At 41.4% G+C, this 25,863-nt stretch carries 24 protein-coding genes; 17 read left to right on the top strand and 7 right to left on the bottom strand.

Features of this window, described 5'->3' with window-relative positions; genetic code table 11:
* Positions 1-168 precede the first annotated feature (168 nt).
* The 3 genes from MK370_RS02740 (at position 169) to MK370_RS02730 (ending at position 4,921) form a co-directional block, all read left to right on the top strand.
* Positions 169-1,206 (top strand): M42 family metallopeptidase, encoded by a 1,038-nt coding sequence (locus MK370_RS02740; RefSeq protein ID WP_268684052.1) that lies wholly within the window; start codon positions 169-171, stop codon positions 1,204-1,206.
* Positions 1,207-1,303: 97 nt separating this feature from the next.
* Positions 1,304-2,419, top strand: coding sequence for a glycosyltransferase (locus tag MK370_RS02735; protein ID WP_268684051.1), 1,116 nt, complete (start codon positions 1,304-1,306; stop codon positions 2,417-2,419).
* Positions 2,420-2,431: 12 nt separating this feature from the next.
* Entirely contained in the window at positions 2,432-4,921 is a 2,490-nt protein-coding gene (locus MK370_RS02730; RefSeq protein WP_268684050.1) for a MucBP domain-containing protein, read from the top strand.
* Positions 4,922-4,966: 45 nt separating this feature from the next.
* On the opposite strand, the gene MK370_RS02725 is transcribed toward MK370_RS02730, so the two are convergent.
* Complete coding sequence (locus MK370_RS02725; protein ID WP_268684049.1) at positions 4,967-6,433, bottom strand: alpha-amylase; 1,467 nt, start codon at positions 6,431-6,433, stop codon at positions 4,967-4,969.
* Between the two features lie 196 nt (positions 6,434-6,629).
* Between MK370_RS02725 and MK370_RS02720 the strand changes: the two genes are divergently transcribed.
* Positions 6,630-7,373: an ABC transporter ATP-binding protein gene (locus MK370_RS02720; RefSeq protein ID WP_268684048.1), complete on the top strand. Its 744-nt coding sequence runs from the start codon at positions 6,630-6,632 to the stop codon at positions 7,371-7,373.
* Positions 7,363-9,000: a hypothetical protein gene (locus MK370_RS02715; protein ID WP_268684047.1), complete on the top strand. Its 1,638-nt coding sequence runs from the start codon at positions 7,363-7,365 to the stop codon at positions 8,998-9,000. Before MK370_RS02720 ends, MK370_RS02715 begins: the two co-directional genes overlap by 11 nt.
* An 82-nt stretch (positions 9,001-9,082) precedes the next feature.
* Here MK370_RS02715 and MK370_RS02710 read toward each other — a convergent pair whose 3' ends face one another.
* Together MK370_RS02710 and MK370_RS02705 are read right to left on the bottom strand one after the other, a co-directional pair.
* Positions 9,083-9,856, bottom strand: coding sequence for an XRE family transcriptional regulator (locus MK370_RS02710; protein ID WP_268684046.1), 774 nt, complete (start codon positions 9,854-9,856; stop codon positions 9,083-9,085).
* 104 nt (positions 9,857-9,960) lie between these two features.
* Positions 9,961-10,803 (bottom strand): DegV family protein, encoded by an 843-nt coding sequence (locus MK370_RS02705; protein ID WP_268684045.1) that lies wholly within the window; start codon positions 10,801-10,803, stop codon positions 9,961-9,963.
* 134 nt (positions 10,804-10,937) lie between these two features.
* Between MK370_RS02705 and MK370_RS02700 the strand changes: the two genes are divergently transcribed.
* Complete coding sequence (locus MK370_RS02700; protein ID WP_268684044.1) at positions 10,938-11,513, top strand: TetR/AcrR family transcriptional regulator; 576 nt, start codon at positions 10,938-10,940, stop codon at positions 11,511-11,513.
* Between the two features lie 11 nt (positions 11,514-11,524).
* On the opposite strand, the gene MK370_RS02695 is transcribed toward MK370_RS02700, so the two are convergent.
* The 3 genes from MK370_RS02695 to coaA all read right to left on the bottom strand — a co-directional run bounded on the left by MK370_RS02695 (position 11,525) and on the right by coaA (position 13,334).
* Entirely contained in the window at positions 11,525-12,049 is a 525-nt protein-coding gene (locus MK370_RS02695) for a DNA topology modulation protein (protein ID WP_268684463.1), read from the bottom strand.
* A 57-nt stretch (positions 12,050-12,106) separates the two neighbouring features.
* Positions 12,107-12,343 carry a 30S ribosomal protein S20 gene (rpsT, locus tag MK370_RS02690; RefSeq protein WP_002895661.1) on the bottom strand — a complete coding sequence of 79 codons (237 nt, stop codon included), beginning with the start codon at positions 12,341-12,343 and terminating at the stop codon, positions 12,107-12,109.
* A 70-nt stretch (positions 12,344-12,413) separates the two neighbouring features.
* Positions 12,414-13,334 (bottom strand): type I pantothenate kinase, encoded by a 921-nt coding sequence (coaA, locus tag MK370_RS02685; protein ID WP_268684043.1) that lies wholly within the window; start codon positions 13,332-13,334, stop codon positions 12,414-12,416.
* 94 nt (positions 13,335-13,428) lie between these two features.
* On the opposite strand from coaA, the gene MK370_RS02680 reads away from it, so the two are divergent.
* The 8 genes from MK370_RS02680 to MK370_RS02645 all read left to right on the top strand — a co-directional run bounded on the left by MK370_RS02680 (position 13,429) and on the right by MK370_RS02645 (position 21,154).
* Positions 13,429-14,016 carry a class I SAM-dependent methyltransferase gene (locus MK370_RS02680; protein WP_268684042.1) on the top strand — a complete coding sequence of 196 codons (588 nt, stop codon included), beginning with the start codon at positions 13,429-13,431 and terminating at the stop codon, positions 14,014-14,016.
* Position 14,017: 1 nt separating this feature from the next.
* A complete protein-coding gene (locus tag MK370_RS02675) occupies positions 14,018-15,295 on the top strand; it encodes a pyrimidine-nucleoside phosphorylase (RefSeq protein WP_268684041.1) in 1,278 nt (425 codons plus the stop codon).
* Between the two features lie 17 nt (positions 15,296-15,312).
* On the top strand, positions 15,313-15,975 hold the full coding sequence (gene deoC / locus MK370_RS02670; protein ID WP_268684040.1) for a deoxyribose-phosphate aldolase: 663 nt from the start codon (positions 15,313-15,315) through the stop codon (positions 15,973-15,975).
* Positions 15,962-16,351 carry a cytidine deaminase gene (locus MK370_RS02665; protein WP_268684039.1) on the top strand — a complete coding sequence of 130 codons (390 nt, stop codon included), beginning with the start codon at positions 15,962-15,964 and terminating at the stop codon, positions 16,349-16,351. The genes deoC and MK370_RS02665 overlap by 14 nt, the downstream gene beginning before the upstream one ends.
* A 71-nt stretch (positions 16,352-16,422) precedes the next feature.
* Positions 16,423-17,478: a BMP family lipoprotein gene (locus MK370_RS02660; protein ID WP_268684038.1), complete on the top strand. Its 1,056-nt coding sequence runs from the start codon at positions 16,423-16,425 to the stop codon at positions 17,476-17,478.
* A gap of 136 nt (positions 17,479-17,614) precedes the next feature.
* A complete protein-coding gene (locus MK370_RS02655; RefSeq protein WP_268684037.1) occupies positions 17,615-19,147 on the top strand; it encodes an ABC transporter ATP-binding protein in 1,533 nt (510 codons plus the stop codon).
* The gene (locus MK370_RS02650) at positions 19,140-20,195 is read left to right on the top strand and encodes an ABC transporter permease (RefSeq protein ID WP_002906683.1); all 1,056 of its coding nucleotides are present in this window, start codon (positions 19,140-19,142) and stop codon (positions 20,193-20,195) included. The genes MK370_RS02655 and MK370_RS02650 overlap by 8 nt, the downstream gene beginning before the upstream one ends.
* A gap of 2 nt (positions 20,196-20,197) precedes the next feature.
* On the top strand, positions 20,198-21,154 hold the full coding sequence (locus tag MK370_RS02645; protein ID WP_268684036.1) for an ABC transporter permease: 957 nt from the start codon (positions 20,198-20,200) through the stop codon (positions 21,152-21,154).
* A gap of 105 nt (positions 21,155-21,259) precedes the next feature.
* Here MK370_RS02645 and MK370_RS02640 read toward each other — a convergent pair whose 3' ends face one another.
* Positions 21,260-22,225 carry a polysaccharide deacetylase family protein gene (locus tag MK370_RS02640; protein WP_268684035.1) on the bottom strand — a complete coding sequence of 322 codons (966 nt, stop codon included), beginning with the start codon at positions 22,223-22,225 and terminating at the stop codon, positions 21,260-21,262.
* Positions 22,226-22,365: 140 nt separating this feature from the next.
* Between MK370_RS02640 and MK370_RS02635 the strand changes: the two genes are divergently transcribed.
* From MK370_RS02635 to murB, 3 genes are all read left to right on the top strand, one after another.
* A complete protein-coding gene (locus MK370_RS02635) occupies positions 22,366-23,652 on the top strand; it encodes a homoserine dehydrogenase (protein WP_268684034.1) in 1,287 nt (428 codons plus the stop codon).
* 1 nt (position 23,653) lies between these two features.
* The gene (gene thrB / locus MK370_RS02630; RefSeq protein ID WP_268684033.1) at positions 23,654-24,520 is read left to right on the top strand and encodes a homoserine kinase; all 867 of its coding nucleotides are present in this window, start codon (positions 23,654-23,656) and stop codon (positions 24,518-24,520) included.
* A 345-nt stretch (positions 24,521-24,865) separates the two neighbouring features.
* The gene (gene murB, locus MK370_RS02625; protein ID WP_268684032.1) at positions 24,866-25,771 is read left to right on the top strand and encodes a UDP-N-acetylmuramate dehydrogenase; all 906 of its coding nucleotides are present in this window, start codon (positions 24,866-24,868) and stop codon (positions 25,769-25,771) included.
* Positions 25,772-25,863 lie beyond the last annotated feature (92 nt).

The following is a 25,863-nucleotide window of genomic DNA, read 5'->3' as shown; positions in this document are numbered from 1 at the left end:
CTTCTTTTGGGATTTGCAAAAGATTGAAGTTCAGGTGGAGAAGGAGTAGAAGTACGGCGATAGTAATTGAGGTGTCATAATTTCTCAAAATCATTAAAAGCCTGCTGAAAATCTATTTGCTCAGGCTTTCTTTGTGCTATAATAAAGAAAAACGATGAGGAGACATTTGTGAATCAAACTGTTCAATATTTACAAGAATTAACGGTTATCCCTTCCCCAACAGGCTTTACGGCTGAGGTGGCAGACTATTTGGTACACACGTTGGAGGGATTGGGCTATGAGCCTGTCCGGACCAATAAAGGCGGCGTTCATGCTGTGGTTAAGGGGGAAAATGACGCCCAGCATCGGGTAGTGACTGCCCATGTGGATACACTGGGGGCTATTGTTCGGGCTATTAAGTCTGACGGTCGTCTCAAGCTGGATCGGATTGGCGGTTTCCCTTGGAACATGATTGAAGGAGAAAATTGTCTGGTCCATTTGTCCAGCAGTGGAAAGACTATCAGTGGGACTATCTTAGTTCACCAGACTTCCTGCCATGTTTACAAGGATGCTGGGACGGTTGAGCGAACTCAGGACAATATGGAAGTCCGTTTGGACGAAAAGGTGACAAGTGAGAAAGAAACGCGGGATTTAGGAATCGAAGTCGGTGATTTTATTTCTTTCGATCCGCGAACCACAGTTACCAAGTCAGGCTTCATCAAGTCCCGCTTTCTGGACGACAAGGTCAGCGCAGCTATTTTGCTCAATCTTTTGCGCATCTATAAAGAGGAAAATATTCAGCTGCCGGTGACGACTCATTTTGCTTTCAGTGTCTTTGAAGAGGTTGGTCATGGGGCTAATTCTAGCCTGCCGGAGCAAGCGGTAGAGTACTTGGCGGTTGATATGGGGGCTATGGGTGACGATCAGCAAACGGATGAATACACGGTTTCCATCTGTGTCAAGGATGCATCAGGACCTTATCACTATGGCTTCCGCCAGCATTTGGTAAATTTAGCCAAGGAGCAGGACATTCCTTACAAACTAGACATCTATCCATTCTATGGGTCAGATGCCTCTGCAGCCATGAGTGCAGGAGCAGAAGTCAAGCATGCCCTGTTAGGCGCTGGCATCGAATCCAGCCACTCATATGAGCGAACTCATATCGATTCAGTCGTTGCGACAGAGCGTATGGTGGATGCTTATCTAAGGAGTGGCTTGGTGGATTGAGAAATCAAATTTTTAAAAAATCATCTGAAACGCTTGCATAAAATTGTAAGTTGTGAGATATTATTATATAGAATTACTTTAGGTTAAAAGGGAGAAAATGAAAGTAGTTTGTGTGGATGCTTGTATCCGTTCTAGAGCGTTTGGGATTGACATTGCCCTCCGCAATCGATTTGAACTTTTTGAAGAAATGAAAGTTCCTTATGAATTGTGGGTTTCTGAAGCGGATACAGATATATATGCTAATGCCTCTTCTAGGCAGATTGTGTTGGACAGTTATGAAGCCTTGGGAATTGATAGGAGTAAAGTCCGTTTTCTGGGCTTAGAATTAGCTGGTAGGAGCCTGCAGGAGTTTGCTGAGGAGGAGCTTGAGCCAGAAGACTGGCTGATAATGGAGCGTCTGGATATTCCAGAAAATATTCTCTTGAGACGTGGGCAAGATTTTCATGTAGGTCGCGTCCTTCATCAGGATCATATGATTGCCCTCGGACAAGAGTTAAATAAAAAGGTGATGAGCTGGCTGGATCAGGATGTGTTAGACTTTTTGGTTTTAGTTGGGGAAGGCCAAGAGGCTTATCTACCTCAAAAGATGAGGGATAAGGCCCTCTTTATTCCAACAACCTATGCAGATCAAGTAGTCCAATATCCAAGAGAGAGAGTCTTTGATCCTAAGGAGATTCGCTTGGTGACAGTCAGTCGTTTGTCTGAGGAGAAAAATGTTCTGTTATTGCTGAAAATCATGGCTTTGCTGAAATTTAAAAGGTATGAGCAATTTAGGTTAGATATCTATGGAGATGGTTCAGATATGGCTATGCTGCAAGATGTAGTTCAGCTCAATGATTTGGAAGATATGGTTCATTTTAAGGGATATCAGTCTCAGGTGCCTTATCAAGCTTATGATGCCTATATCAGCACCTCTTTATCGGAAGCCTTTGCGACATCACTCTATGAGGCTTTGGTCAATGGCTTGCCTCTGATAGGTTTGGATGTGCGTTATGCCAATCGCGCTTATATTAAGCATGGAGAGAATGGCTGGCTGATACCGCATAATGACGCTAATCAATATATAGCCTATCTGGAGCAGTTTAGCCAATTTGGAGAAAAAGAATGGAGGGGGTTTTCGGCAAGATCCAAAGAACTTGCCAATCGTTATCACAAAGAATTACTAGTCAATCTATGGGAAAAAGTTTTTAAATTATCTAAAATAGGAGATTAAAAGGAGAAGAAGATGAAAAAGACTTTAGGGAAAAAAGTAGAAATGGGATTGAAATTAGTCCCCATTCCTTTGTCCTTGCTGCTTGCTGGGACCATGGCAGTGGCTGTGCAGGCTGAGGAAGTAGCTAGTGAAACAGAGGGGAATCAAGTCCAGAATAACCAAGCGACTCCTCCTGTCAATCAAGAACTGCCAAATGATGGGACAATCAAAAATACCCCAAATCAGACTGAGGGATCTTCTGGTCTGACCATTTCAGAACAAGGGGAGAATGGCGTGGCTCAAGTCTCTCCTGAAATCAAACAGTTAGCTCAAGAATTTTATGACTATCATACCAAGGGAGAGAGAGATGAGATAACTAAGGCTGCAACCATGACCTCTGTTATGCCAGAGATGCAGTCGGTAGAGCAAATAGAAGAGGCAGCCAAAAAGTATGATTATGCTTATGCTATACGTAAGATAGATGGTGTCTTTAAATACATTGATTTGAAGCAAGTAGAAAATTTAAATCTTGTTAGAGATGAAAATTTTTATGAAGTTCCTTCAAGCAATATATATCCGGAACAATCACTTATTCAAAACAATACAGCCCTCTTCTTTTTGAATAAGTGGGAGTCTATATTCAATCCAAATCCAACGCCAGAAGAAGTAGCTAAGATACCAAAAGCTATTATTCCGCGCTCAGAATTGGATTTGACTCTAGATGATACGATTCATATCAACAAATTTTTGAATATGCTATTCGGAAGAGTTTCAGGTATGACATTTGAGGAGGGGTTTTCAAGAATTTATTTACCTGATTCGAATAATAGAGTATTATCTATGAAAGAGATTAAACAAATCTTTCTTAAAAACCCAGATATGTTCCGAATTGACGCTGGAAGTAGTACTTTATATCACGCTATTAATCCTTTCTTTCAAAAACTTTTTCTCAATGGAAAGGAAATCAAGTATTATGATTCGCTTTATAATCGTGAAATAAGTCCTGTTATAATAGATCCAAGACTGAATGGATATTCCGATGTTGTAATTCGTTACTCACCTTTTGATTATAGCGGTATGATGCCAATAAGCTGGGATTTAGGAAAATATAATAGGAAGAATAACTTTTTTGGAAGTGAGAGCGATATTGGTAATATGGTTTATATTGATTGGCTAGGAAATAACCCATCTCTCACTAATCCATGGTTTGGACGTGATAATGTAAAGACCTTTCACTATAAATTGTATCTTATGAAACCAGGTGATAAGACACGCTATTACATTGATAGAGATTATACTATTGAAATAGCAGGTTTCCCTTGGATGATAGAGACACCGGATGGTGGACTTAAAAAGGTAGATGAACATTATGAATCGGGGGGTTATACAGTAGGTGGCTATGAGCCTGACCAACATGAGATAGATAAACTTTTCAGGTCGGTAAAAACTGATGGTTTTGTCTTTAAACTTTCAGATGTTAAGAAGGTCAGGGAAGGAGAGACAGATCCAGGTAAAGTGCTTGTCCGTTACCAAGATGAGCAGGGCAATGTCATTGCTAACCCTATTATAGATGAGCAACCAGGTAAGACCAGATACACTGTCAGCCCTAAACCTCTTATTTCCTATAAGAATCAGCTCTATACTTATAAATCTCGTCTAGCATACTATGATGATGAAGCGGGAGAGTATGAAGCGGGAAGAACCAAAGAAATCGTCTATAAGTATGAACTCAGCCAGTTCCAGCTTCCAAATGATGCACCAAGCGAAGACAAGCCCATCTTGGAAATGACTCGTTTTGTAGATGAATCAGGTCATGAATTATCAGCTCCCGAGCAAGGTTTAGTGGCATCTAAGAGTATTGCTAACTATGACTTCCAGTCCAGCAGCGACGAGGACGGCATCCGCACTCATGTTTACCGAGCAATTGTTCATGAATTACCGACAGACGCTCCAAGCGAAGAGCGTCCAGTCATGGAAATGACTCGTTTTGTCGATGAATCAGGTCAAGAATTATCAGATCCTGAACGTGGTTTGGTGGCGTCTAAGACTATCGCTGGTTATGACTACCAATCCAGCAGTGACGAGGACGGCATTCGTACGCATGTCTATCGTGCCAGTGTGCATGAAGTACCGAAAGATGCTCCGGTTGAGGACAAGCCTTCTATCGAAATCACTCGCTTTGTAGATGTAGAAGGAAGACCTTTAGCAGCTGAGGAATTTGGTTTGCTAGATGCTAAGACTATTGAGGAGTATGGATTCGTTTCTGTATCAGATGCCAATGGCGTTCGCACTTATGTTTACAAGCCAAAAACGCATACTCAAACACCTTTGGGAACAGAAACTTCTGAGCAGAAGAGTCCTGCAAGGGTTGAAAACTCTGAGACTACTCCTGTTTTGTCTCGAGTGTCCAAACATCAATTACCAAATACTGGAAACACAAATTCATCATTCTTGGGAGCAGCAATTATCAGCCTTTTGGCTTCCGTTGGCTTACTACATTCCAAGAAAGAACGAAAAAAATAAGGCCAATTCGGTCTTATTTTTCTTTTTCCATATGTTTTCTGTGACTTATCTGACACTCCAGACACTAACTGATTTTTCCTCCACAGGAAATTCTCCCCAGCCTTGGTCGTCAACGGTTACGATTTGGGAGCTGTTGCCTAGATAGTCGCTGAATTCTTTGCCAGCCCATTCCGGACCGACCAGCATGGATTTGCTGGCTGCTTGGCCATTGCTGATAAGGACAGCGATTGGCTGACCATCGTCCATACCTTGGCGGGTCCAGCCGATACAGTTGGCATCGTCGAAGTAGTCGGTCTGCTCACCATAGGCTAGATTGAGACGGATGTCTAGGAGTTTATCCAGTAGCTCTTGAAAGCTCTCTTGGGCAAATTCTCCGCTAATGCCATAGTAGTCTCCATAAAAGACGCAGGGCAATCCAGCTTCTCTTAGAAGTATGAGAGCATAGGCAGCTGGTTTGAACCATTCTTCGACAGTAGATTCCAGAGCCTGACCTCTCTGAGTATCGTGGTTGTCCACAAAGGTTACAGCCGATTCGGGATGATTTTTTGCAAGTGTCTGATCAAAAATAGTGCGCAAGTCATAGTCTGCCCCAGATTTGCTGGCATCAAATAAATTCTGATGGAGCTTGACATCGACTAGGTCAAAGCGGTAGTCAATACTTTCTAGATAATCGTTATTGGCTGATTCATCCCCATTCCAAAATTCACCAAAGACATAGAAATCATCGCCGTATTTCTCAGTAATATCACGGATGAAATTCTTCATAAAGAAGGAATCAATGTGCTTAACAGCATCTAAGCGAAAGCCATGTACACCAGTGCTTTCAATAAACCAATGAGCCCAGTCGTAGAGATTTTGGATGACTTCGGGATGCTTGAAATCAATATCCGCATACATGAGATAGTCGTAGTTACCATTCTCATTGTCCACTAGCTCATTATTTGCCCAACCTTTATTGTCCCCTTGGATGAGAAAAATGCCTGACTTGTTGTTTTTGGCATCATAGTCAGTGCCAGTGAAGTGGTACCAGTGCCATTCGAAGTCATTATAGGCTTTTTTGCGGCCTGGGAAGACAAACTTAGTCCAGCCTTTGATCTCGAAAGGTTCTGACAAGACCTTTGTGCGGTCATTAGGATAAACTTCAACGACGGTAAAGCGCTCTTTATAGTCAGCTGCGGCCTTGTGATTGAGAACCACATCTGCAATAGCTTCGATACCGTTTTGGCTAAGCGCTTCAATCGCTCGGAGGTATTCTTCTTTCAATCCATACTTGGTGCGTACAGTCCCTTTTTGGTCGAACTCTCCCAAATCAAAGAGGTCATAAACACCATAGCCGACGTCATTAGAGCTGGTTCCCTTGAAAGCGGGCGGCATCCAGACCTTGCGAATTCCTTTCGCTGCTAAGTTAGGTGCGTCTTCTGCCAAGCGATTCCAATGCTGACCGTCATCTGGCAGATACCATTCAAAATACTGCATTAAGGTTTGGTTTTCCATATAAATTCTCCTCTTCATTCTCACTGATTGGCTTTATTGTACCAAAAGAAGCAGAAAGGCGCAATCGTTTGCGTTTTTTCACTCTCATAGATATTTGACTCTTTTATAATTTGAAAAATATTTTTAAAATTGAAAATGAAACATTTTTAACTGAGACAAAAAGCCGCAAAAAGTGTATACTAATCTGTATAGAAATCGGTAAAGGAGCTCTCTTATGATTGAATTTAAAGATGTCACTAAAGTTTATGAAGGAACGGTAGCTCTCAATCAGCTGAATCTGACCTTGCAAAGCGGAGAAATCGTCGGTCTGATTGGTCACAATGGCGCCGGAAAATCTACTACCATTAAGTCATTGGTCAGCGTCATCAATCCAAGCAGTGGACAGATTTTTGTAGATGGGAAAGAATTATCCGCTAATCGCTTGGAAATCAAGAAAAAGATCGGCTATGTAGCAGATTCACCAGATCTATTTTTGCGCCTAACTGCCAATGAGTTCTGGGAACTGGTAGCGACTTCTTACGATATGACAAATGCTGAAGTCGAAGAGCGACTGGCAAATCTGCTCCATATTTTCGACTTTGGCTCTCATCGGTATGAGGTCATTGAATCATTTTCTCATGGGATGAGACAAAAAGTCTTCGTCATAGCGGCACTTTTGTCTGACCCAGATATTTGGGTGCTGGATGAGCCGCTGACTGGTCTTGATCCGCAGGCGGCTTTTGACCTCAAGCAGATGATGCGGGAGCATGCAGATAAAGGAAATACAGTTCTCTTTTCAACCCATGTCTTGGAAGTTGCAGAGCAGCTCTGTGATAAGGTAGCCATTCTCAAAAAGGGGAAATTGATTTTCTACGGAACGATTGAAGAACTAAAAGGCCAACATCCAGAACAGTCTCTTGAAACCATTTATCTTGGTCTGGCAGGCCGCAGAGAAGAGGTGAGTCCTGATGCGCATTAAAGCTATAAAAAAACTTGTTGATATCAACATCCTCTACGCCATTCAGCCGTCTCAGCTGCAGCAGTACCGCAAGATGCAAGCTAAGAATCCTGAGCGCAAGGTCAATGTATCGCTGAAGGCCATCCGCATGTATCTGATTTTAGGACTGGTCTATCTCTTTCTTTTCGGCTTGATGGGCTCCCTGAACCAACTGGTTGGCAATCCAGGTCTCTTTGCCAATTTGGTTTCTGCTTTTGCTCTCTTTTCTATGTCTCAGGGCTTTCTGGTTTTTTACAATGTCTTTTATGAAAGCAAGGACTTGCAATCTTACCGTCCCTATGCTTTTAGCGAAACAGAAATCATCGTCGGCAAAAGCATTTCGGTTATCCTGACTTTGCTGATTGCCATTCTGCCTATGTTCAGTTATTTCTTGGTTTTGGCTTTTCAAGGTGGTAATCCTTTCTTGGGTCTGCCCTTGGCTCTGCTTGCTATTCTGATTTTAAGTTCGGTCATCACCTTTCTGATTTTAATTGCCGTCCATTTTATTACCAAGACAGCCTTTTTCAGGAAGTACAAGACCATCCTGTCCAATGTCATTCTGGCTCTTATTTCCGTTGGCTCCTTTTTCCTCTATTTTATGATTAATCAAATGAACAGCAGAAGCGTCATAAATCGTACGGAGGTCAAAGCTTTCTTCCCGCCAGTTCAGGTCTTTTATGATTTTATCCTTCATCCTTTTCATACAGCGTCCTTGCTGGGATTTTTGGGATGGGTGGCAGTTGCGGCTCTTCTATTTTTCATCGTAAAGACCAAGGTGATTCCAGAATTTTATGAGGCAGCTCTCATGACAGGCTCTTCAGTAGGAAAGCGGGAGCGCGTGCATGACATCAATATTGCGGAAGCAAAAAATCTCAAAAAGTTTGTCTGGCGATACAATATCAGGCTCTTGAGCGAGGGTTCTGTCATTATGCAGGCCATCTTTATGTCGGCCTTTCTCCCTTACATTGTCATTTTCAGTATGGGAATGGGTATGATACAAGGAGGCCTGTCTTTGACTTCTTATCTGGGACCACGTTTCCTCTTGCCAATGATGGCCTTGGCTGTTTTGATTGCAACACTAAACTCAGGTGGCAGCAACCTTACGGCTATTGGGATTTCTCTGGAAAGGGAAAATTTTGATTATCTCAAGGTTCTCCCCTTTGATTTGAAGCAATATATTCATCTGAAGTTTTGGCAACTCTTTGCAGTCCAGTCTATCCTGCCTCTGACCTTGCTCTTGATAACCAGCCTTGTTTCTGGTATGCATCCAGTGACTTTCTTGGGCATGGTGATTGTTTGGGCTTTAATCAGCCTAATGTGGAGTTCTTGGGGTTACTACCGAGATTATAAGCATCTCGTGACCAATTGGTCCAATGTCACAGAATTGATGAGCCGAAATAATAGTATGGTGAAAACTCTCCTAGCTATCGCTCTGATTTTAGGAATGTTGATTGTCATTACTCTTCTCTTCTTTATATCCAATGTTCTTGTGCCCCTGGTAATTTATACGATAGTAGCTCTAGTTCTAGTAGGATTAGCTGTGTTGTCTTACATAGTCCACAAACACTACATGAAAAAGCTGAATGAAGAGTTAGCAGTATTTTATTAAAAGAGCATCAGGAAGTCGAAAGACTTTCTGATTTTTTGACTGATAATCATAAAAATAACAGCTCTGTACATTTGCAGAACTGTTATTTGTTTTTCTTTATTTTTTCTATATCAAGTGGCATGAAAGTCGCCATGACCCGACCAATGAGTTTAGGTTCTTCCTCATGCGGGATAAACTTATCACTGTATTTTTTATTAAGGGAAATCAGACGGATGCCAGATGGATCGTTGAAGACCCTTTTTATAATGGTTTGGCCGTCATAGTCAATAGCATAGATAGCGCCAGCAAGCTCGAAATGGGTCTGCTTGATTAGCGCTACGGAATCTCTCGGATACTTGGGCTCTAACGAGTCAGTTCGTACCCAAAGGGCAATATCGTAGTCAATTTCTCTGTCCAGCCAGACTAAATCAGCTTGTTCAGGCTTATGCTGAGAGAGATAGTAATTTTCATAGACCAAGTAGGGGAAGTAGTCGTCCTTTAAGCTGGCTTGTGTTTCTTGCTCAGTCAGGCTAGCTTCTAGTAGATTTAATCCTTTCTCCTGTCTGTCTTGGTCAAGTTGTTGGTAAATACGATTTAAATCAGGAAATTGCTGAGGGATGTCTGCAATTAGTCGGTAACGAGGGTCAATTTCTTCAACCTCTACCTCAAAAAATCTTGCAATCTTTTCTAGATTGGCTGCAATAGGCAGAGATGTCCCTTTGATATAGCCAGTCAACGTACTAGCAGGAATGCCTGTTTCACGAGATAGCTCGACTTGCTTCTTACCTGTTTCCTTGAGAAGTTCTTTGAGTTTTTTAGAAATGAGAAGACTTGCTTCCTTATCTTGGGGGCTTGCGGCGCCTCTTCCTCTGGCCATAATATCAACTCCTTTACTTGTTTCAATTATAGCGAATTAAATCGAAAAAGTAAAGGATTAGGTCAATTATTTGAGCCTAGTCCTTTACTTTTTTAGATGCCGTATTAAATTTCGTAGCCCATTAAGATTCCGCCTTCCTCAGCGTAGAAGCTGCAGAGACCTGAAGTTGGTATTGTTTCGATTTGAGCTTGGGGATACTTTTCTTGTATCAGCTGACTAAATTGCTGGCAGAACTTTTCGTTATTGCGATGAGCGATGATGAGTCGGCCACCCTTGTAACCAGCTTTGAGTAGTTCTTCGATTGCAGAAGCGAGAGCCTTTTTCGGACCGCGTGCCTTTTGCAGAAGCTCTAGCGTACCAGTCTGGCTTGCTTCACCGACCATACGGATATTGAGCAAACCGACAACGGTTCCCAGAAGTTTGCTAAGTCTGCCGTTTTTTACCAAGTTATCTACCTTTGCCAGAACGAAGAGAAGCTTGGTTTTCTCCTGATAGCGACTAATGACTTCAACAACTTCATCAAAGCTGAGATCTTGCTGAATGAGTTCATTGAGTTTAGTAACAAGTAAGTCCACCTCGCCGCCAGCAGAAAGACTATCAATGACATGAATCTGGGCATCAGGATGTTCTTCCAAAAAGATTTTCTTAGCAACATGTGCACTATTATTGCTGCCAGATAGAGTTCCAGTGATAGTCACCACAAAGATCTTGTCAGCTCCCTCAAAGCTGTTTAGATAGTCATCTGGACTAGGGCAGGCGGACTTTGAAGCAGCAGAAGAATCATACATCTTCTCCATCATCAGGTCAATATCAAGTTCCTTATTATCTACAAAGATTTCATTTTCCACTTGAATGGTCAAGGGAACACTTTCAAACTGTGTGTCTTTAGCTAAGTTTGTCATTTCACGAAAGTCACAGCCAGAGTCGGCTATAATTTTCCAAGTCATATTTTTCTCCTTTTTTGTCAAGTATGTACAATAAAAAAATTGACAAAAAACCTGTCTTTTTTTACAATTATAACATGAAGAATGCTTACTAGAAAGCGGAAACTGTCAGCTGAGACAAGAGGGAAGAAATTGTTATGTCGGAAAAGAAAATATCGGAAAAATCACTCGCGAATTTAAAGAAATACAATCAGGAATCCAATCAAATCACGAGAGAGTCTCTGGAAATTTCTCTCATGAAGCTGCTGGAGAAGAAAGAACTTAAAAAAATTACTATTTCAGAGCTAGTTGAGCGAGCAGGGGTTTCCCGCGCTGCATTTTACCGCAATTATAGCTCTAAAGAGCAGATTCTGGAAGAGATTTTTAAAAATACTGTTCAAGGCATTACGGATAAATTAGAAGAGTTTAACTTTAAAACTGAGATGTACCAGATTTGGCTTTTTCTTTTTAAGGAAGCTAAGAAAGAAGCTCGGGTTATCAGCCTAGCCATCGACTATAATTTTGAAAAGCTACTGACTCAGGCTGTATTTGACTTTTTGGAAAAACGCAATCGCAATGCTAAGAAAACGACTAACTCTTACATGAATTCCTTCTGGAGTTCGGCAGTTGTTTCTGTTCTTTCCAAGTGGATTAAGGACGGCATGAAAGTTCCAGCTGAAAAAATAGCTTCTTTAGGTCTACCTCTTTTCCCACAGAAAAAGAAAATCAAATAAAAACAAGTGAGTCACAACGGCTCACTTGTTTTTAGCTTCTGTAAGAAGCTGGTCAGTTCTTTTTGGTTCCTTAATTCGTAGAATTTCTGAGGAAAGGTTTGTCGGATTCTCTTATATCTTGCCAGTGCTGTCTGACGTCGTCCTTTCCAAAGAACCCAGCAGGTAAACTCCCAGTCAAACTTTTCGGGGCAGCCTGGAGCCATGCTTTCTCTGGTCCGATTGCGATATTTTAGATGGCGTTTGAAAGCTCGATAAAGGCAGTTCCAGCGAGAGAAGTTTAGAAAGATGATTTGGTCGGCTTCTGCCATCCGACGTTCATAAAAACACCAAGAGTAGTTGCCGTCAATGATCCAGTCGGTATTTTTTGACAAAAAATTGTTCATCTGTTCTCGCATCCAATCACGGTCACTATCCTTCCAGCCGGGTTGGAACTGCAATGTATCCATGTGAAATTTGGGAATGGAGTAGTGGTGGGACAGTTGTGCTGCTAAAGTGGATTTGCCAGAACCGGAATAACCGATAATTGCTATTTTAATCCCTATCTCCTTTATGTTAGAAACAAAAAAAGCTCCTGAGAGCTCCCTTTGTATTCATTATTTAGCAAGTTTAGCTGAAAGGCGTGCTTTATCGCGGCTTGCTTTGTTTTTGTGGATCAAACCTTTTGTTTCTGCTTTATCGATAGCTGAGCTAGCAGCACGGAAAAGTTCTTCAGATGGGTTTGCTTCAAATGCTTTGATTGCAGTACGCATAGCTGACTTTTGAGCTGAGTTTTTTTCGTTATGTTTCACGTTCAATTCAGCGCGTTTGATAGCTGATTTAATGTTTGCCAAGTTGTTTCACCTCCATTGAAAATACTAACTATCTAATTATATATGAAAAGTTAGGATTTGACAAGCTTTTTTATTTTTTTAAGTAAATTTCATCAATTTCATGATTTTCGGCTTTGTGCAGGATAATTTCTGCCCGATTGCGGGTTGGTTCAATGTAGTCTAGCAGGTTGACAAGATTAATGCTTTTCCAGACATTATGGGCGAAGGTTACTACTTCCTCTTCTGCTTGAGTGGTGAAGCGGTGGTAGTAGTTTTTGGGGTCGTTTTCAGCTAGCGTCAGCATTTTTTTAAAGCGATCCAGATACCAGTTTTCGATATTTTCGATTTCTGCATCGACATAGATTGAAAAGTCAAAAAAGTCTGTCATATATAGGCGCTCGTTCTGAGGATTCTGGAAAACATTGATGCCTTCGACAATAACAAAATCAGCAGCCTTTACCCCTTGCATTTCCTGAGGGACGATATCATAAGTTTCATGCGAGTAGACTGGAATTTGGAAATCCTGACCGTTTTTTATGCTATCCAGAAAGGAAAGAAGCAGCTCCATATTATAGCTTTCTGGAAAACCCTTGCGGTTTAAAATGCCATGATCTTCCAAGGTTTTATTCGGAAATAAAAAACCATCTGTGGTAACTAGCTCGACTGTCGCATTTGAAAAAGTCCGAGAAAGCAGGATCTGCAGCAAACGGCTGGTGGTGGATTTCCCAACGGCCACACTGCCAGAAACTCCGATGATAAAGGGCTGTTTCCGGCTTTCTTTTTGTAGAAAAATCCCCTTGGAAAAAGCCAAGTCTTCCTTGGAACGCTTATAGATCTGAATGAGATTGGTCAAGGGTAAATAGATGTCCGTCACGTCCTGCAGGCTAATCTTGTCATTGAAACTCTTGATAGAGTTAAGTTCAGCTTGAGTCAGAGGCGGAGTTGTTTTTCGATGCAGGTTTTGCCATGTATGGCGGCTGATTTTTTCAAAGTGAAGAAATTCGTTAGTCATAAGTTACTCCTGTATGATGGACTTTAGTATAACATACTTTTTGGAGAAATGAAAACGATTTACAAATCTAGGAAAATTATGATAAAATGGTTGTATGACTAAAATGTATTTTGCAGAAAATCCTGATGCCAAACACGATATTCATGAATTAAATGTAGAACTGTTAGGACAGCGGCTAGCTTTTTTGACAGATGCTGGTGTCTTCAGTAAAAAGATGATTGACTATGGCAGTCGGGTTCTTTTGTCTGTCTTGGACTTTGAAGCTGGAGAACGGGTCTTGGATGTTGGTTGTGGCTATGGGCCTTTAGGTTTGAGCTTAGCCAAAGCGTACGGAGTGGCTGCGACCATGGTAGATATCAACCAGCGGGCCTTGGACTTGGCTCAGCAGAATGCTGAGAGGAATCAGGTATCTGCTCATATCTTCCAGTCTAACGTTTATGAAAATGTCAGTGGCATTTTCGACCATATTATTAGTAATCCGCCTATTCGTGCTGGTAAGCAAGTCGTGCATGAGGTCATCAGCGGAAGCTATGAGCATTTGACAGAAGGCGGTGATTTGACCCTTGTGATTCAGAAAAAGCAAGGAGCGCCCAGTGCTAAGTCGAAGATGGAAGCTACCTTCGGTAATTGTGAGATTGTTAAGAAGGACAAAGGTTACTATATACTAAGGAGTGAAAAATAAGATGCGTGCAGTTGATATTATCCAAAAGAAGAGAGATGGTCTTGAGCTGACCAGTCAGGAAATTCAGTGGTTGATTGAAGGTTATGTGGACGGGACGGTGCCTGACTATCAGATGGCAGCCTTTGCAATGGCTGTCTATTTTAAGGGCATGACAACTCGGGAAATTTCGGATTTAACCATGACAATGGTTGGGACTGGTGAGCAGTTTGACCTGTCAGAAATCGCAGGTATAAAAGTAGATAAACATTCTACTGGCGGTGTGGGTGATAAAGTAACTTTGGTCTTGGTACCATTGGTAGCTAGTTTCGGTGTGCCTGTTGCTAAAATGAGCGGCCGCGGGCTGGGCCATACTGGAGGAACCATTGATAAATTGGAATCCATTAAAGGATTTCAAGTAGAGCGCAGTCAAGAAGACTTTATCAAGCAGGTGCAGGAAATCGGCTTGTCCGTTATCGGTCAGTCTGATCAGTTGGTGCTAGCGGATAAGCTACTTTATGCCTTGCGAGATGTAACAGCAACTGTTGATACGATTCCGCTGATAGCTAGCTCTGTTATGAGTAAAAAGATTGCTGCTGGTGCCGATAGTATCCTTTTGGATGTGACTGTCGGTGAAGGCGCCTTTATGAAAAATATTGATGACGCTCGTGTACTAGCACGTACTATGGTAGATTTGGGCAAGGCTGTCGGCAGAAAAACAGTAGCTGTTTTGACAGATATGAGTCAGCCTTTGGGAACCAGCATTGGCAATCGTCTGGAAATCTTAGAAGCTTTGGATATCTTGCAGGGCAGGGGTCGTGAAGACATCACAACTTTCATTTGTGAGTTGGCTCAGATTATGCTCGGACTGGCAGATGTTGAGAAAACGGTGGAAGAAGTAAAAGAACAGCTGACCAACGGTGCTGCCTTGAAGCAATTTGAAGCTATGGTTGTAGCTCAAGGTGGTGACTTGGAAGATCTCTATCGTCTATCAAGTGCAGTTCATATTGTAGATGTGAAAGCAGAACAGGCAGGTTATATCACTGAACTGCCTGCTATGGAATTCGGCCTTTTCGCCATGAGACTTGGAGCAGGACGGGCAGTCAAATCTGACGACTTGGATTATGAAACAGGAATTGTTTTTGAAAAGAAAGTCGGAGACAAGGTCGAAATTGGAGAAGTTTTCGCAAAAATTTATTCAAATGAAAAAATTTCTCAAGAACTAGTTACAGAATTCCAAAAAAATGTTAAAATAGGTAGTGAAAGCGTTGCAGTAAACGAGATTATAGAGGTAATTTCTTAATTCTAGGAGAATCCAACATGAAGTTAAACAAATACATAGACCATACGCTTTTAAAACCGGAAGCGTCAAAAGAGCAGGTTCTTAAATTAATTGAAGAAGCAAAAGTTTATGATTTTGCTAGTATCTGTGTCAATCCAACCTGGATAGAGTTTGCTGCAGAGCAGCTGAAAGGTTCAGACGTCAAGGTTTGTGTACCAATTGGTTTTCCTTTAGGCGCCAACACTTCCGATGTAAAGGCCTTTGAAACGAAGGACGCCATCCAAAAGGGTGCTAGCGAAGTGGATATGGTCATCAATGTCGGTGCTCTGAAATCTAAAGATTATGATTTGGTAGAGCGAGACATTCGTGCGGTTGTAGAAGCTGCTAAAGGTACCTTAGTCAAGGTGATTCTGGAAACTTGCCTGCTGACAGATGAGGAAAAGGTTAAGGCTTGCCAACTGGCTCAGAAAGCTGGAGCTGATTTTGTTAAGACCTCTACGGGATTTTCAACTGGCGGTGCGACAGTCGAAGATGTTGCCCTCATGAGAAAAACAGTTGGTCCAGACATGGGGGTTAAGGCTTCTGGTGGTGCTCGTTCTTACGAAGATGCTCAGGCCTTTATTGAAGCTGGTGCGACTCGGATCGGAACTTCGGCCGGTGTGGCGATTATGAAGGGAGAAGAAGCTAGTGGCGACTACTGAGTTGATTGACTTGGCTGTTCAAGCCAGCAAAAATGCTTATGTTCCCTATTCTCATTTCCCGATTGGAGCGGTTTTGGTCGCTAAAGACGGACGGGTATTTACCGGCGTTAACGTTGAAAATGCCAGTTTTGGCTTGACCAACTGCGGAGAGCGGACAGCTGTATTTAAGGCAGTTTCAGAAGGTGCTTTAGATTTCGAGGAGTTGATTGTCTATGGTGAGACGGACAAACCCATTTCACCCTGTGGTGCCTGCCGCCAAGTAATGGCAGAATTTTTTGATGAGGATTTAAAAGTGACCTTGGTCGCTAAAGATAAATCGACGGTCGTGATGACGGTCAAGGAATTACTTCCATATTCTTTTACAGATTTAACATAAGTCTGTTATCGGTCATCTGACCAAACTCAAACTTGCAACTGTGTTGCACATCTTAATTAGGAGGTTCAGAAATGAACAAAAAACAATGGCTAGGTCTTGGTCTAGTAACTGTCGCAGCAATCGGATTTGCTGCATGTGGAAACCGTGCTTCTCGCTCAGATTCTTCAGATGCGAAAACTGACTTGAAAGCTGCTATCGTAACAGATACTGGCGGTGTTGATGATAAATCATTTAATCAGTCAGCTTGGGAAGGTTTGCAAGCTTGGGGTAAAGAAAACGGTCTTTCAAAAGACAATGGTTACACTTACTACCAATCTACAAGTGAAGCGGATTTTGCGAATAACTTCAGTCAAGCAGCTACAAATGGCTATAAATTAGTTTATGGCGTTGGTTATAAATTAGCACCTGCTGTTACAGCTGCTGCTGATGAAAATGCTGATATTAATTATGTTATTATTGATTCTGTTATCAAAGACAAGAAGAATGTAGCATCTGCTGTTTTTGCTGATAATGAAGCTGCTTATCTTGCAGGTGTTGCTGCTGCAAAAACTACGAAGACTAACAAAGTTGGTTTTATTGGAGGGGCACGTGGCGAAGTTATCACTCGTTTTGAAAAAGGCTTTGAAGCAGGAGTGAAGTCTGTTAACAAAGATATTTCAGTTGATATTCAATATGCCGAAGACTTTAATAATCCTGAAAAAGGAAGAACTATTGCTGCAACCCAATATGCCGCAGGAGCTGACGTGGTTTATCAAGCTGCAGGTGGTACTGGAGCAGGTGTCTTTAAAGAAGCAAAAGACTTGAATGAGAAGAAAAATGAAGACGAAAAAGTTTGGGTAATCGGTGTCGATCGTGATCAAGCTGAAGAAGGTAAATACAAGTCTAAAGATGGCAAGGAATCTAACTTTGTACTTGCTTCCAGCTTAAAACAAGTTGGCAAAACTGTTCAAGAGATTGCTACTCAAACTGCTGATGGTAAATTCCCAGGTGGGAAAGTAATTACATTTGGTTTGAAAGATGGCGGAGTTGAATTGACAACTTCTAACCTATCTGAAGATGCTAAAAAAGCTGTAGAAGATGCTAAGAAACAGATTATTGATGGTAGTGTAAAAGCACCTGAAAAATAATAAAGATCCAGAAGCGACCCAACCTTCTTGGGTTGCTTTTTTAGGGTATTGAGACATTTTGTCTCAATAGAACCTACTAACTTGATTAGTAGGCTCTACTGAAATAAAATATAATTTTCTAGAAAGGAATACTCTAATGGCACATGAAAATGTCATTGAGATGCGTGAGATAACCAAAGTTTTTGGTGAATTTGTCGCAAATGACAAAATCAACCTACAACTGCGTAAAGGTGAGATTCATGCACTTCTTGGTGAAAATGGAGCTGGGAAATCTACCTTGATGAATATGTTGGCTGGTCTTTTAGAGCCAACTAGTGGAGAAATTTTTGTCAACGGAAAATCGGAAAAATTGGATTCTCCTTCTAGGGCTGCAGCTCTCGGAATAGGAATGGTTCATCAGCACTTTATGTTGGTTGAAGCATTTACTGTTGCTGAAAACATTATTCTTGGTAGCGAAATAACGAATAAAGGTGTATTAGATTTGAAAAAAGCTAATGCAGATATCCTTGAATTATCAGAACGCTATGGCTTAGCTGTTGACCCAACAGCTAAGGTTGAAGATATTTCTGTTGGTGCCCAACAACGTGTAGAAATCCTGAAGACCCTCTATCGTGGTGCCGAAATTTTGATCTTTGATGAGCCAACGGCAGTATTGACCCCTGCTGAAATTTTGGAATTAATGGATATTATGAAAACTCTTGTTAAAGAAGGGAAAACTATTATCCTGATTACTCATAAACTAGATGAAATTCGAGCAGTAGCGGATCGTGTCACAGTTATTCGCCGTGGAAAATCAATTGAAACTGTTAGCATTGAGGGCGTTTCAAATAAAGATTTGGCTGAAATGATGGTTGGACGTTCGGTTTCTTTTGTTACTGAAAAGGAAGAAGCTAAACCGAAAGACGTTGTACTTCAAATTTCTGATTTGATAGTGAATGAGAATCGTGGTGTACCAGCTGTTAAAGAGCTTTCTCTTGATGTTCATGCAGGTGAAATCGTAGGAGTTGCTGGGATTGATGGTAACGGTCAGAGTGAGTTGATTCAGGCTATTACTGGACTTCGAAAAGTAAAATCAGGAAGTATTAAAATCAAAGGAAGGGAAGTTGTAGGACTTTCTCCACGAAAGATTACAGAAATGAAAGTTAGTCATGTACCTGAGGATCGTCATCGTGATGGCTTGGTTCTTGAAATGATGCTTTCTGAAAATATTGCTCTCCAGACTTATTATAAAGAACCGCTCAGTAACAAAGGTGTTTTGAATTATAATCAAATTAATTCATATGCCCGTAAATTGATGGAAGAATTTGACGTTAGAGCAGCTAGTGAACTTGTTCCAGCAGGTTCATTGTCAGGGGGAAATCAACAAAAAGCTATTATTGCTCGAGAAGTTGATCGTAATCCAGATCTATTAATTGTCAGTCAACCTACTCGCGGATTGGATGTTGGTGCGATTGAGTATATTCATAAGCGCTTAATTTCTGAACGTGATAAAGGGAAAGCCGTTCTTGTTGTCAGCTTTGAATTAGATGAAATTCTTAATTTATCAGACCGTATTGCTGTTATTCACGATGGAAAGATTCAAGGAATTGTGAAACCATCTGAAACTAATAAGCAAGAGCTTGGTATTCTCATGGCTGGTGGAAAAATCAAGGAGGGTTCTAATGGATAAAAAAACACAGCAAATTGCTATTCCTTTTATTTCAGTTCTTTTAGGAATCTTACTTGGCGCCATCATCATGTGGATTTTTGGTTATGATGCCTTGTGGGGTTATGAAGAGTTGTTCAAAACAGCTTTTGGTTCCATTAAAAATATTGGAGAAATTTTCCGAACCATGGGGCCTCTAATTTTGATTGCTCTTGGGTTTGCAGTGGCTAGCCGTGCTGGTTTTTTCAATGTAGGTTTACCTGGTCAAGCTTTGGCAGGTTGGATTGCAGCTGTTTGGTTTGCCCTATCTTTTCCAACCATTCCTCGTTTTGCAATGTTACCGCTGACTGTCCTTGTAGCAGCAGTTGCCGGTGGTTTAATCGGTTTAATTCCGGGTTTGTTAAGAGCATTTTTAGGTACAAGCGAAGTTATTGTTACCATTATGATGAACTATATTGTTCTTTTTGCTGGAAATGAAATTATTCGGAATTTTCCTAAAAAACTAATGGTTGATTCCGAATCAAGTATTCCTGTTTCGGCAAACGCTAGCTATCGTCTAGACTTTCTTACAGAGCTTACTAAGTCACGTATGAATATTGGAATTTTCATTGCTTTGATTGCTGTCGCTGTAATTTGGTTTATCATAAAGAAAACCACACTCGGATTCGAAATTCGCTCAGTAGGTCTCAATCCAAATGCTTCAGATTATGCAGGGATGTCGGCGAAACGTACTATTATTCTTTCAATGGTGATTTCTGGAGCTCTTTGTGGTATTGGAGGAGCAGTTGAGGGTATAGGTACTTTCCAGAACGTTTATGTTCAAGCAGGATCTCTGGCTGTTGGATTTAATGGTATGGCAGTTGCTCTTCTTGCTAGCAACTCTCCTATCGGAATCATTTTTGCTGCGTTTCTACTTGGAACATTGCAAACTGGTGCGCCTGGTATGACAACGGCTACTATTCCTCCAGAACTTGTCAATATTGTAACAGCTTCTATTATCTTCTTTGTAAGTGCTCACTACATTATTGAAAAATATATCAAACCGAAAAAACGAATGAAAGGAGTAGAGTAAAGATGAATATTGTTGCTATTCTAACAATACTTGTATCAAATATGCTGGTCTATGCCGCTCCTCTCATTTTCACCAGTATTGGAGGTGCTTACTCTGAGCATGCTGGTGTTGTTAACGTTGGCTTGGAAGGCATCATGGTCATGGGAGCTTTTACAGGAGTTGTTTTTAACCTGACTTTCGCTGAAAGCTTAGGAGGAATGACTATTTGGCTTTCTCTTCTCGCAGGTGGTTTAGTTGGTCTCATTTTTTCTGCGATTCATGCAGTAGCAACTATTAATTTTCGTGCTGATCATGTTGTTAGTGGTACTGTACTGAACTTGCTGGCGCCAGCTTTAGCCGTCTTTCTTGTGAAGGCTATTTATGGAAAAGGACAAACTAATAATATTGATTTATCTTTTGGTAAATTTGATTTTCCGATTTTGTCTAATATTCCTGTTATTGGAGATATTTTCTTTAAAAATACTAGCTTGATGGGTTACATAGCTGTTGGATTCTCATTTTTAGCTTGGTTCATCATGTTTAATACGAAATTTGGGCTTCGCTTACGCTCAGTAGGTGAACATCCTCAAGCTGCTGATACATTAGGGATTAACGTTTATCTTATGCGTTACTACGGAGTGTTGATTTCAGGATTTTTGGGAGGAATAGGTGGAGCTTTGTATGCTCAATCTGCTTCGGTTAATTTCTCTGCTACGACGATTGTTGGCCCTGGATTTATCGCTTTAGCTGCTATGATTTTTGGTAAATGGAATCCAATAGGTGCTATGCTTTCAAGTCTTTTCTTTGGACTTTCCCAAGCCCTAGCTGTTGTTTCTACTCAGATTCCTTTCCTTGCTCATATACCTGCGGTTTATCTTCGTATTGCGCCTTATGCTTTGACAATCATCGTTTTAGCCGCTTTCTTTGGTAAATCAGTTGCTCCAAAAGCGGATGGTATCAACTATATCAAGTCTAAATAAATCTTTACACCAGTCCTTTGGAACTGGTGTTTTTTTGGTGATTGAAAGAAGTTATAATCATAGGGATTGAAAAAGCCTGCTTCGTCTGAAGCGGGCTTTTTAAGATTAGTTTGTTGCGATTTCATTTAGCAGGTCTTCTGCAGTGGTGGTCGGGTTAACACGAACGCGATTGAGTGAGAGTAAGCCATTGGATAGGGAGGCTAGTCCGTTATTGGTTGTCAGTCCGATCTTGTAGCCAAGCCTTTCAGCAATCTGCAAGGTTGCATCACTGTATCGTCCAGATGGATAGGCAACGGTGGTTGTGGTTTGAGACAGATTTTTATCTAAGTAAGACTTGGAGTCTTTTAACTCAATTTTTTGTTGGTCTTCTGTCGTTGCTGAGAGGTCGGGATGGTTGACGGTATGGTCTTCAAAAGACATGCCTTTGTCCTTCATTTCCTTTATCTCATCCAGTGTCAGCATATCTTCACGACCGGCTTCAACAAATCCAGTAATGACATTATTGGTTGCTTTCATGTTATATTTCTGGAGAAGTGGAAAGGCATTAGTGTAGAAATCCTTTAAACTATCATCGAAGGTCAGCCAGACGACTTTTTTGTTTTCTGGCAGGACATTCTCCGTCAGGACTTTGTATGCTTCAGCTGGTGTCAGAGGGTAGTAGCCTGCATCTTTCAAAGCTTTTAGATGACTTTCAAATGTGGCTGGATCTACAATCAAACCGGCATTAGCTGCTTCTGATGGATCCATGACGTGAATGGCATGATACATCAAAATAGGAACTTGGACTGGCTGGTCTTGCTTAACCCATTTAATCTTGTCCTTACTGTTGTCATCCGAAGTCGTCTTTTTATCCCGAGTCGGTGCTGACGAAGTTTTAGATGAAGTATTGACTTGGTTCGTTGACACGTTATTAGCTTCTTTTTGGTTGTGCGAGTTTTGCAGCTTGGCTAGTAAAGAAAAGCCACCTACAATCAAGACAAGAAAAAGTAATAAACTCGTTAAAGAAAGCAAAATAGCTCTTTTTCTAGCTTTGCGCTGCTGCATGCGATTTCCTCGGTGTTTTCCTGTCATAATATCTCCTTTTTAAAAAAAATTACAATTCCTTGCGGAAATTTACATCTATTATAACAAATAAAGAAGTAGTTTTGTAGGCATTTTTTTATAATTTTGTTATAATATTTTTTATACAAGAAATTTTCAAGGAGTGCTTCATGTCTATTAAAATAGCTTTACTTGGTTTTGGAACAGTGGCCAGCGGTGTGCCTTTTTTGCTGAAGGAAAATGGAGAAAAAATCGTTCAAGCAGCTCATTCAGAGATTGAGGTTGCTAAAGTTTTGGTCAAAGATGATGCTGAAAAAGAGCGTCTTTTAGCAGCTGGAAATGTCTTTAATTTTGTCACAAATGTTGAAGAAATCCTGAACGATTCTGAGATTACCATCGTTGTAGAATTGATGGGGCGGATTGAGCCTGCAAAAACTTTCATTACTCGTGCTCTTGAAGCTGGCAAACATGTGGTAACGGCCAATAAGGATTTGCTTGCTGTTCACGGAGCAGAGTTGCTGGAAATCGCTCAAAAGCAAAATGTGGCTCTCTACTATGAAGCAGCTGTTGCTGGCGGAATTCCAATCCTGCGTACCTTGGTTAATTCACTAGCTTCTGACAAAATCACCCGTATCCTAGGTGTGGTTAATGGAACCTCTAACTTTATGATGACCAAGATGGTAGAAGAGGGGTGGTCTTATGAAGATGCTCTTGCTGAAGCACAGCGTCTTGGCTTTGCTGAAAGCGACCCAACAAATGATGTTGACGGTATTGATGCCGCTTATAAAATGGTCATTCTCAGCCAGTTCGCTTTTGGTATGAATGTTAAATTTGAAGATGTGGGTCATCAGGGAATTCGTCATATCACACCAGAAGATGTGGCTGTTGCTCAAGATTTGGGCTATGTAGTCAAGCTGGTAGGTTCTATCGAAGAAACAGCATCAGGTATTGCAGCAGAAGTAGCTCCAACATTTCTGCCAAAATCTCATCCGCTGGCTAGTGTCAATGGGGTAATGAACGCTGTCTTTGTCGAGTCCATCGGTATTGGAGAATCCATGTACTACGGACCGGGAGCTGGGCAAAAACCAACTGCAACTAGTATTGTGGCAGATATTGTTCGTATCAGCCGACGTTTGAATGAGGGAACAGTTGGCAAGGCCTTTAATGAATTTAGTCGTGAGCTTGTGCTAGCTAAGCCAGAAGATGTGAAGAGCAGCTATTACTTCTCTATCTTGGCACCTGACTCTAAAGGTCAAGTTCTGCATTTAGCTGAGATTTTCAATGCTGAGGATGTTTCCTTTAAACAGATTCTGCAGGAAGGTACAGATGGTGAGAAGGCTCGCGTGGTGATTATTACCCATGCGGTCAGCAAGACACAGCTGGAAAATGTCACTGCTAAGCTCAAAGAAGTTGCTGAGTTTGACTTGCTCAATACCTTCAAAGTATTAGGAGATTAAGATGAAAATTATTGTACCAGCGACCAGTGCCAATATCGGTCCTGGCTTTGACTCCGTTGGGATAGCCCTGTCAAAATATCTGAAAATTGAAGTCTTGGAAGAAAGCCAGGAGTGGGTGATTGAGCATGATCTCAATCCTCGAATTCCTAAGGATCGGCGCAATCTATTGGTTAAGATTGCCCTGCAGTTGGCACCAGATATTCAGCCACGCCGTTTGAAAATGACCAGTGATATTCCATTGGCTCGTGGACTTGGGTCTTCTAGCTCGGTCATTGTAGCTGGGATTGAATTGGCAAACCAGCTGGCTCACCTTAATTTGTCGGATTATCAGAAGCTAAAAATCGCTACAAAGATTGAAGGCCATCCTGACAATGTTGCGCCGGCTATTTATGGCAATTTGGTCGTATCTAGCTCGTCTAGAAATCAGGTATCGGCTGTGGTGGCGGATTTTCCAGAAGCCGACTTCATTGCCTATATCCCAGACTATGAGCTTCGGACAATCGAGAGTCGTAGGGTCTTGCCGAATCGTCTTTCTTACAAGGAAGCTGTGGCGGCCAGCTCCATTGCCAATGTTGCGATTGCAGCTCTTTTAAAAGGTGATATGAAAATCGCTGGTCGAGCTATTGAGTCAGATTTGTTCCACGAAAAATACCGTCAGCCTTTGATCAAGGAATTTTCAGATATTAAGTTCTTAGCCAGAAAAAATGGCTCTTACGCAACCTATATCTCAGGAGCGGGACCGACTGTTATGGTCTTATCGCCTAAGCACAAGACAGAGAAGATTTATCAGCTTCTGCAAAAACAGAATTTCAAGGGACAAATCTTCCGACTTCAGGTAGACACAGAGGGTGTCCGAGTAGAAAAATAAATCATCAAGAGGTTTTCTATGAACCTCTTTTTTCTTTTCTAAGAACTTACACAATAGAAGGAGTTGATATCCCTATCTTTTTATACCTAACTGTGCTATAATAGGGCTAGCTTAAAGGAGGTTAATTCACTTTATGGACCATTTAGAATTACAGGCTCTAGCGAGTGAGTTAGCTTTCGGTGCCATCAGAAATGCTCTTTCTACTCAAACACAGCGATTTGCTACTAGACAATTATAAGCATGAAAAAGCTGACCTTTCTCAGCTTTTTCTTTGTAATCTATCGTAAATGCCATAAATTTTTGATATAATAGAGTGTATTTTGTTTACATAAAAGAGAGAAAATCATGCAAAAACTAGAGAAATTAAAATCTGAATTAGAGGGAATCGACATTCGCTTCAATGAGCCTTTGAGCCAATACACTTATACAAAGGTCGGGGGCGCAGCCGATTTCTTAGTTTTCCCTCGTAATCGTTATGAGCTGGCTCGTATTGTCAATTTTGCCAATCAAGAAGACATTCCTTGGATGGTGCTGGGAAATGCCAGTAATATCATTGTGCGAGATGGCGGTATCCGAGGTTTCGTGATTATGTTTGATAAGCTCAACAATGTAGCAGTAGATGGCTATATGATTGAGGCAGAGGCTGGTGCGAATCTGATCCAGACTACCCATATTGCCTTACAGAATAGTCTGACAGGCTTTGAGTTTGCCTGTGGAATTCCTGGTAGCGTCGGCGGAGCTGTCTTTATGAACGCCGGGGCTTATGGCGGCGAGATTGCTCATGTTTTGGTATCTTGTAAGGTACTGACTCCTCAGGGGCAAGTCAAAACGCTGGACGTTAGAGATATGAAGTTTGGCTATCGTCACTCACTAGTTCAGGAAACAGGCGACATTGTTATTTCTGCTAAGTTTGCTCTTTCGCCTGGTGTTCACAGAACTATTCGTCAAGAAATGGAGCGCTTAACCCATCTGCGGGAGCTCAAGCAGCCTTTGGAATATCCATCCTGTGGCTCTGTTTTCAAGCGTCCTTTGGGTCACTTTGCTGGTCAGCTCATTAGTGAAGCAGGTCTCAAAGGTCATCGTATCGGCGGTGTAGAGGTATCCGAGAAGCATGCTGGCTTTATGATTAACGTTGATAGAGGAACGGCTCAAGATTACGAAAATCTTATCGCTCATGTGATTGAAAGGGTGCGGGAAAATTCAGGTATTACTCTGGAGCGCGAAGTCCGCATCATTGGTGAATCTCTGTAAGACAGATTGATTTCCAGTAGAAGTATGCTGGATCAGGAACTGCAGCTGGCTGCAACTTAGTAAGGGGGTGAAAGCCTATCGACACGGAATTT

The organism is Streptococcus sanguinis (assembly GCF_026781265.1).
GTDB classification, from domain to species: Bacteria; Bacillota; Bacilli; order Lactobacillales; family Streptococcaceae; genus Streptococcus; species Streptococcus sanguinis_T.
This window is presented reverse-complemented; position numbering and strand designations above follow the sequence as displayed.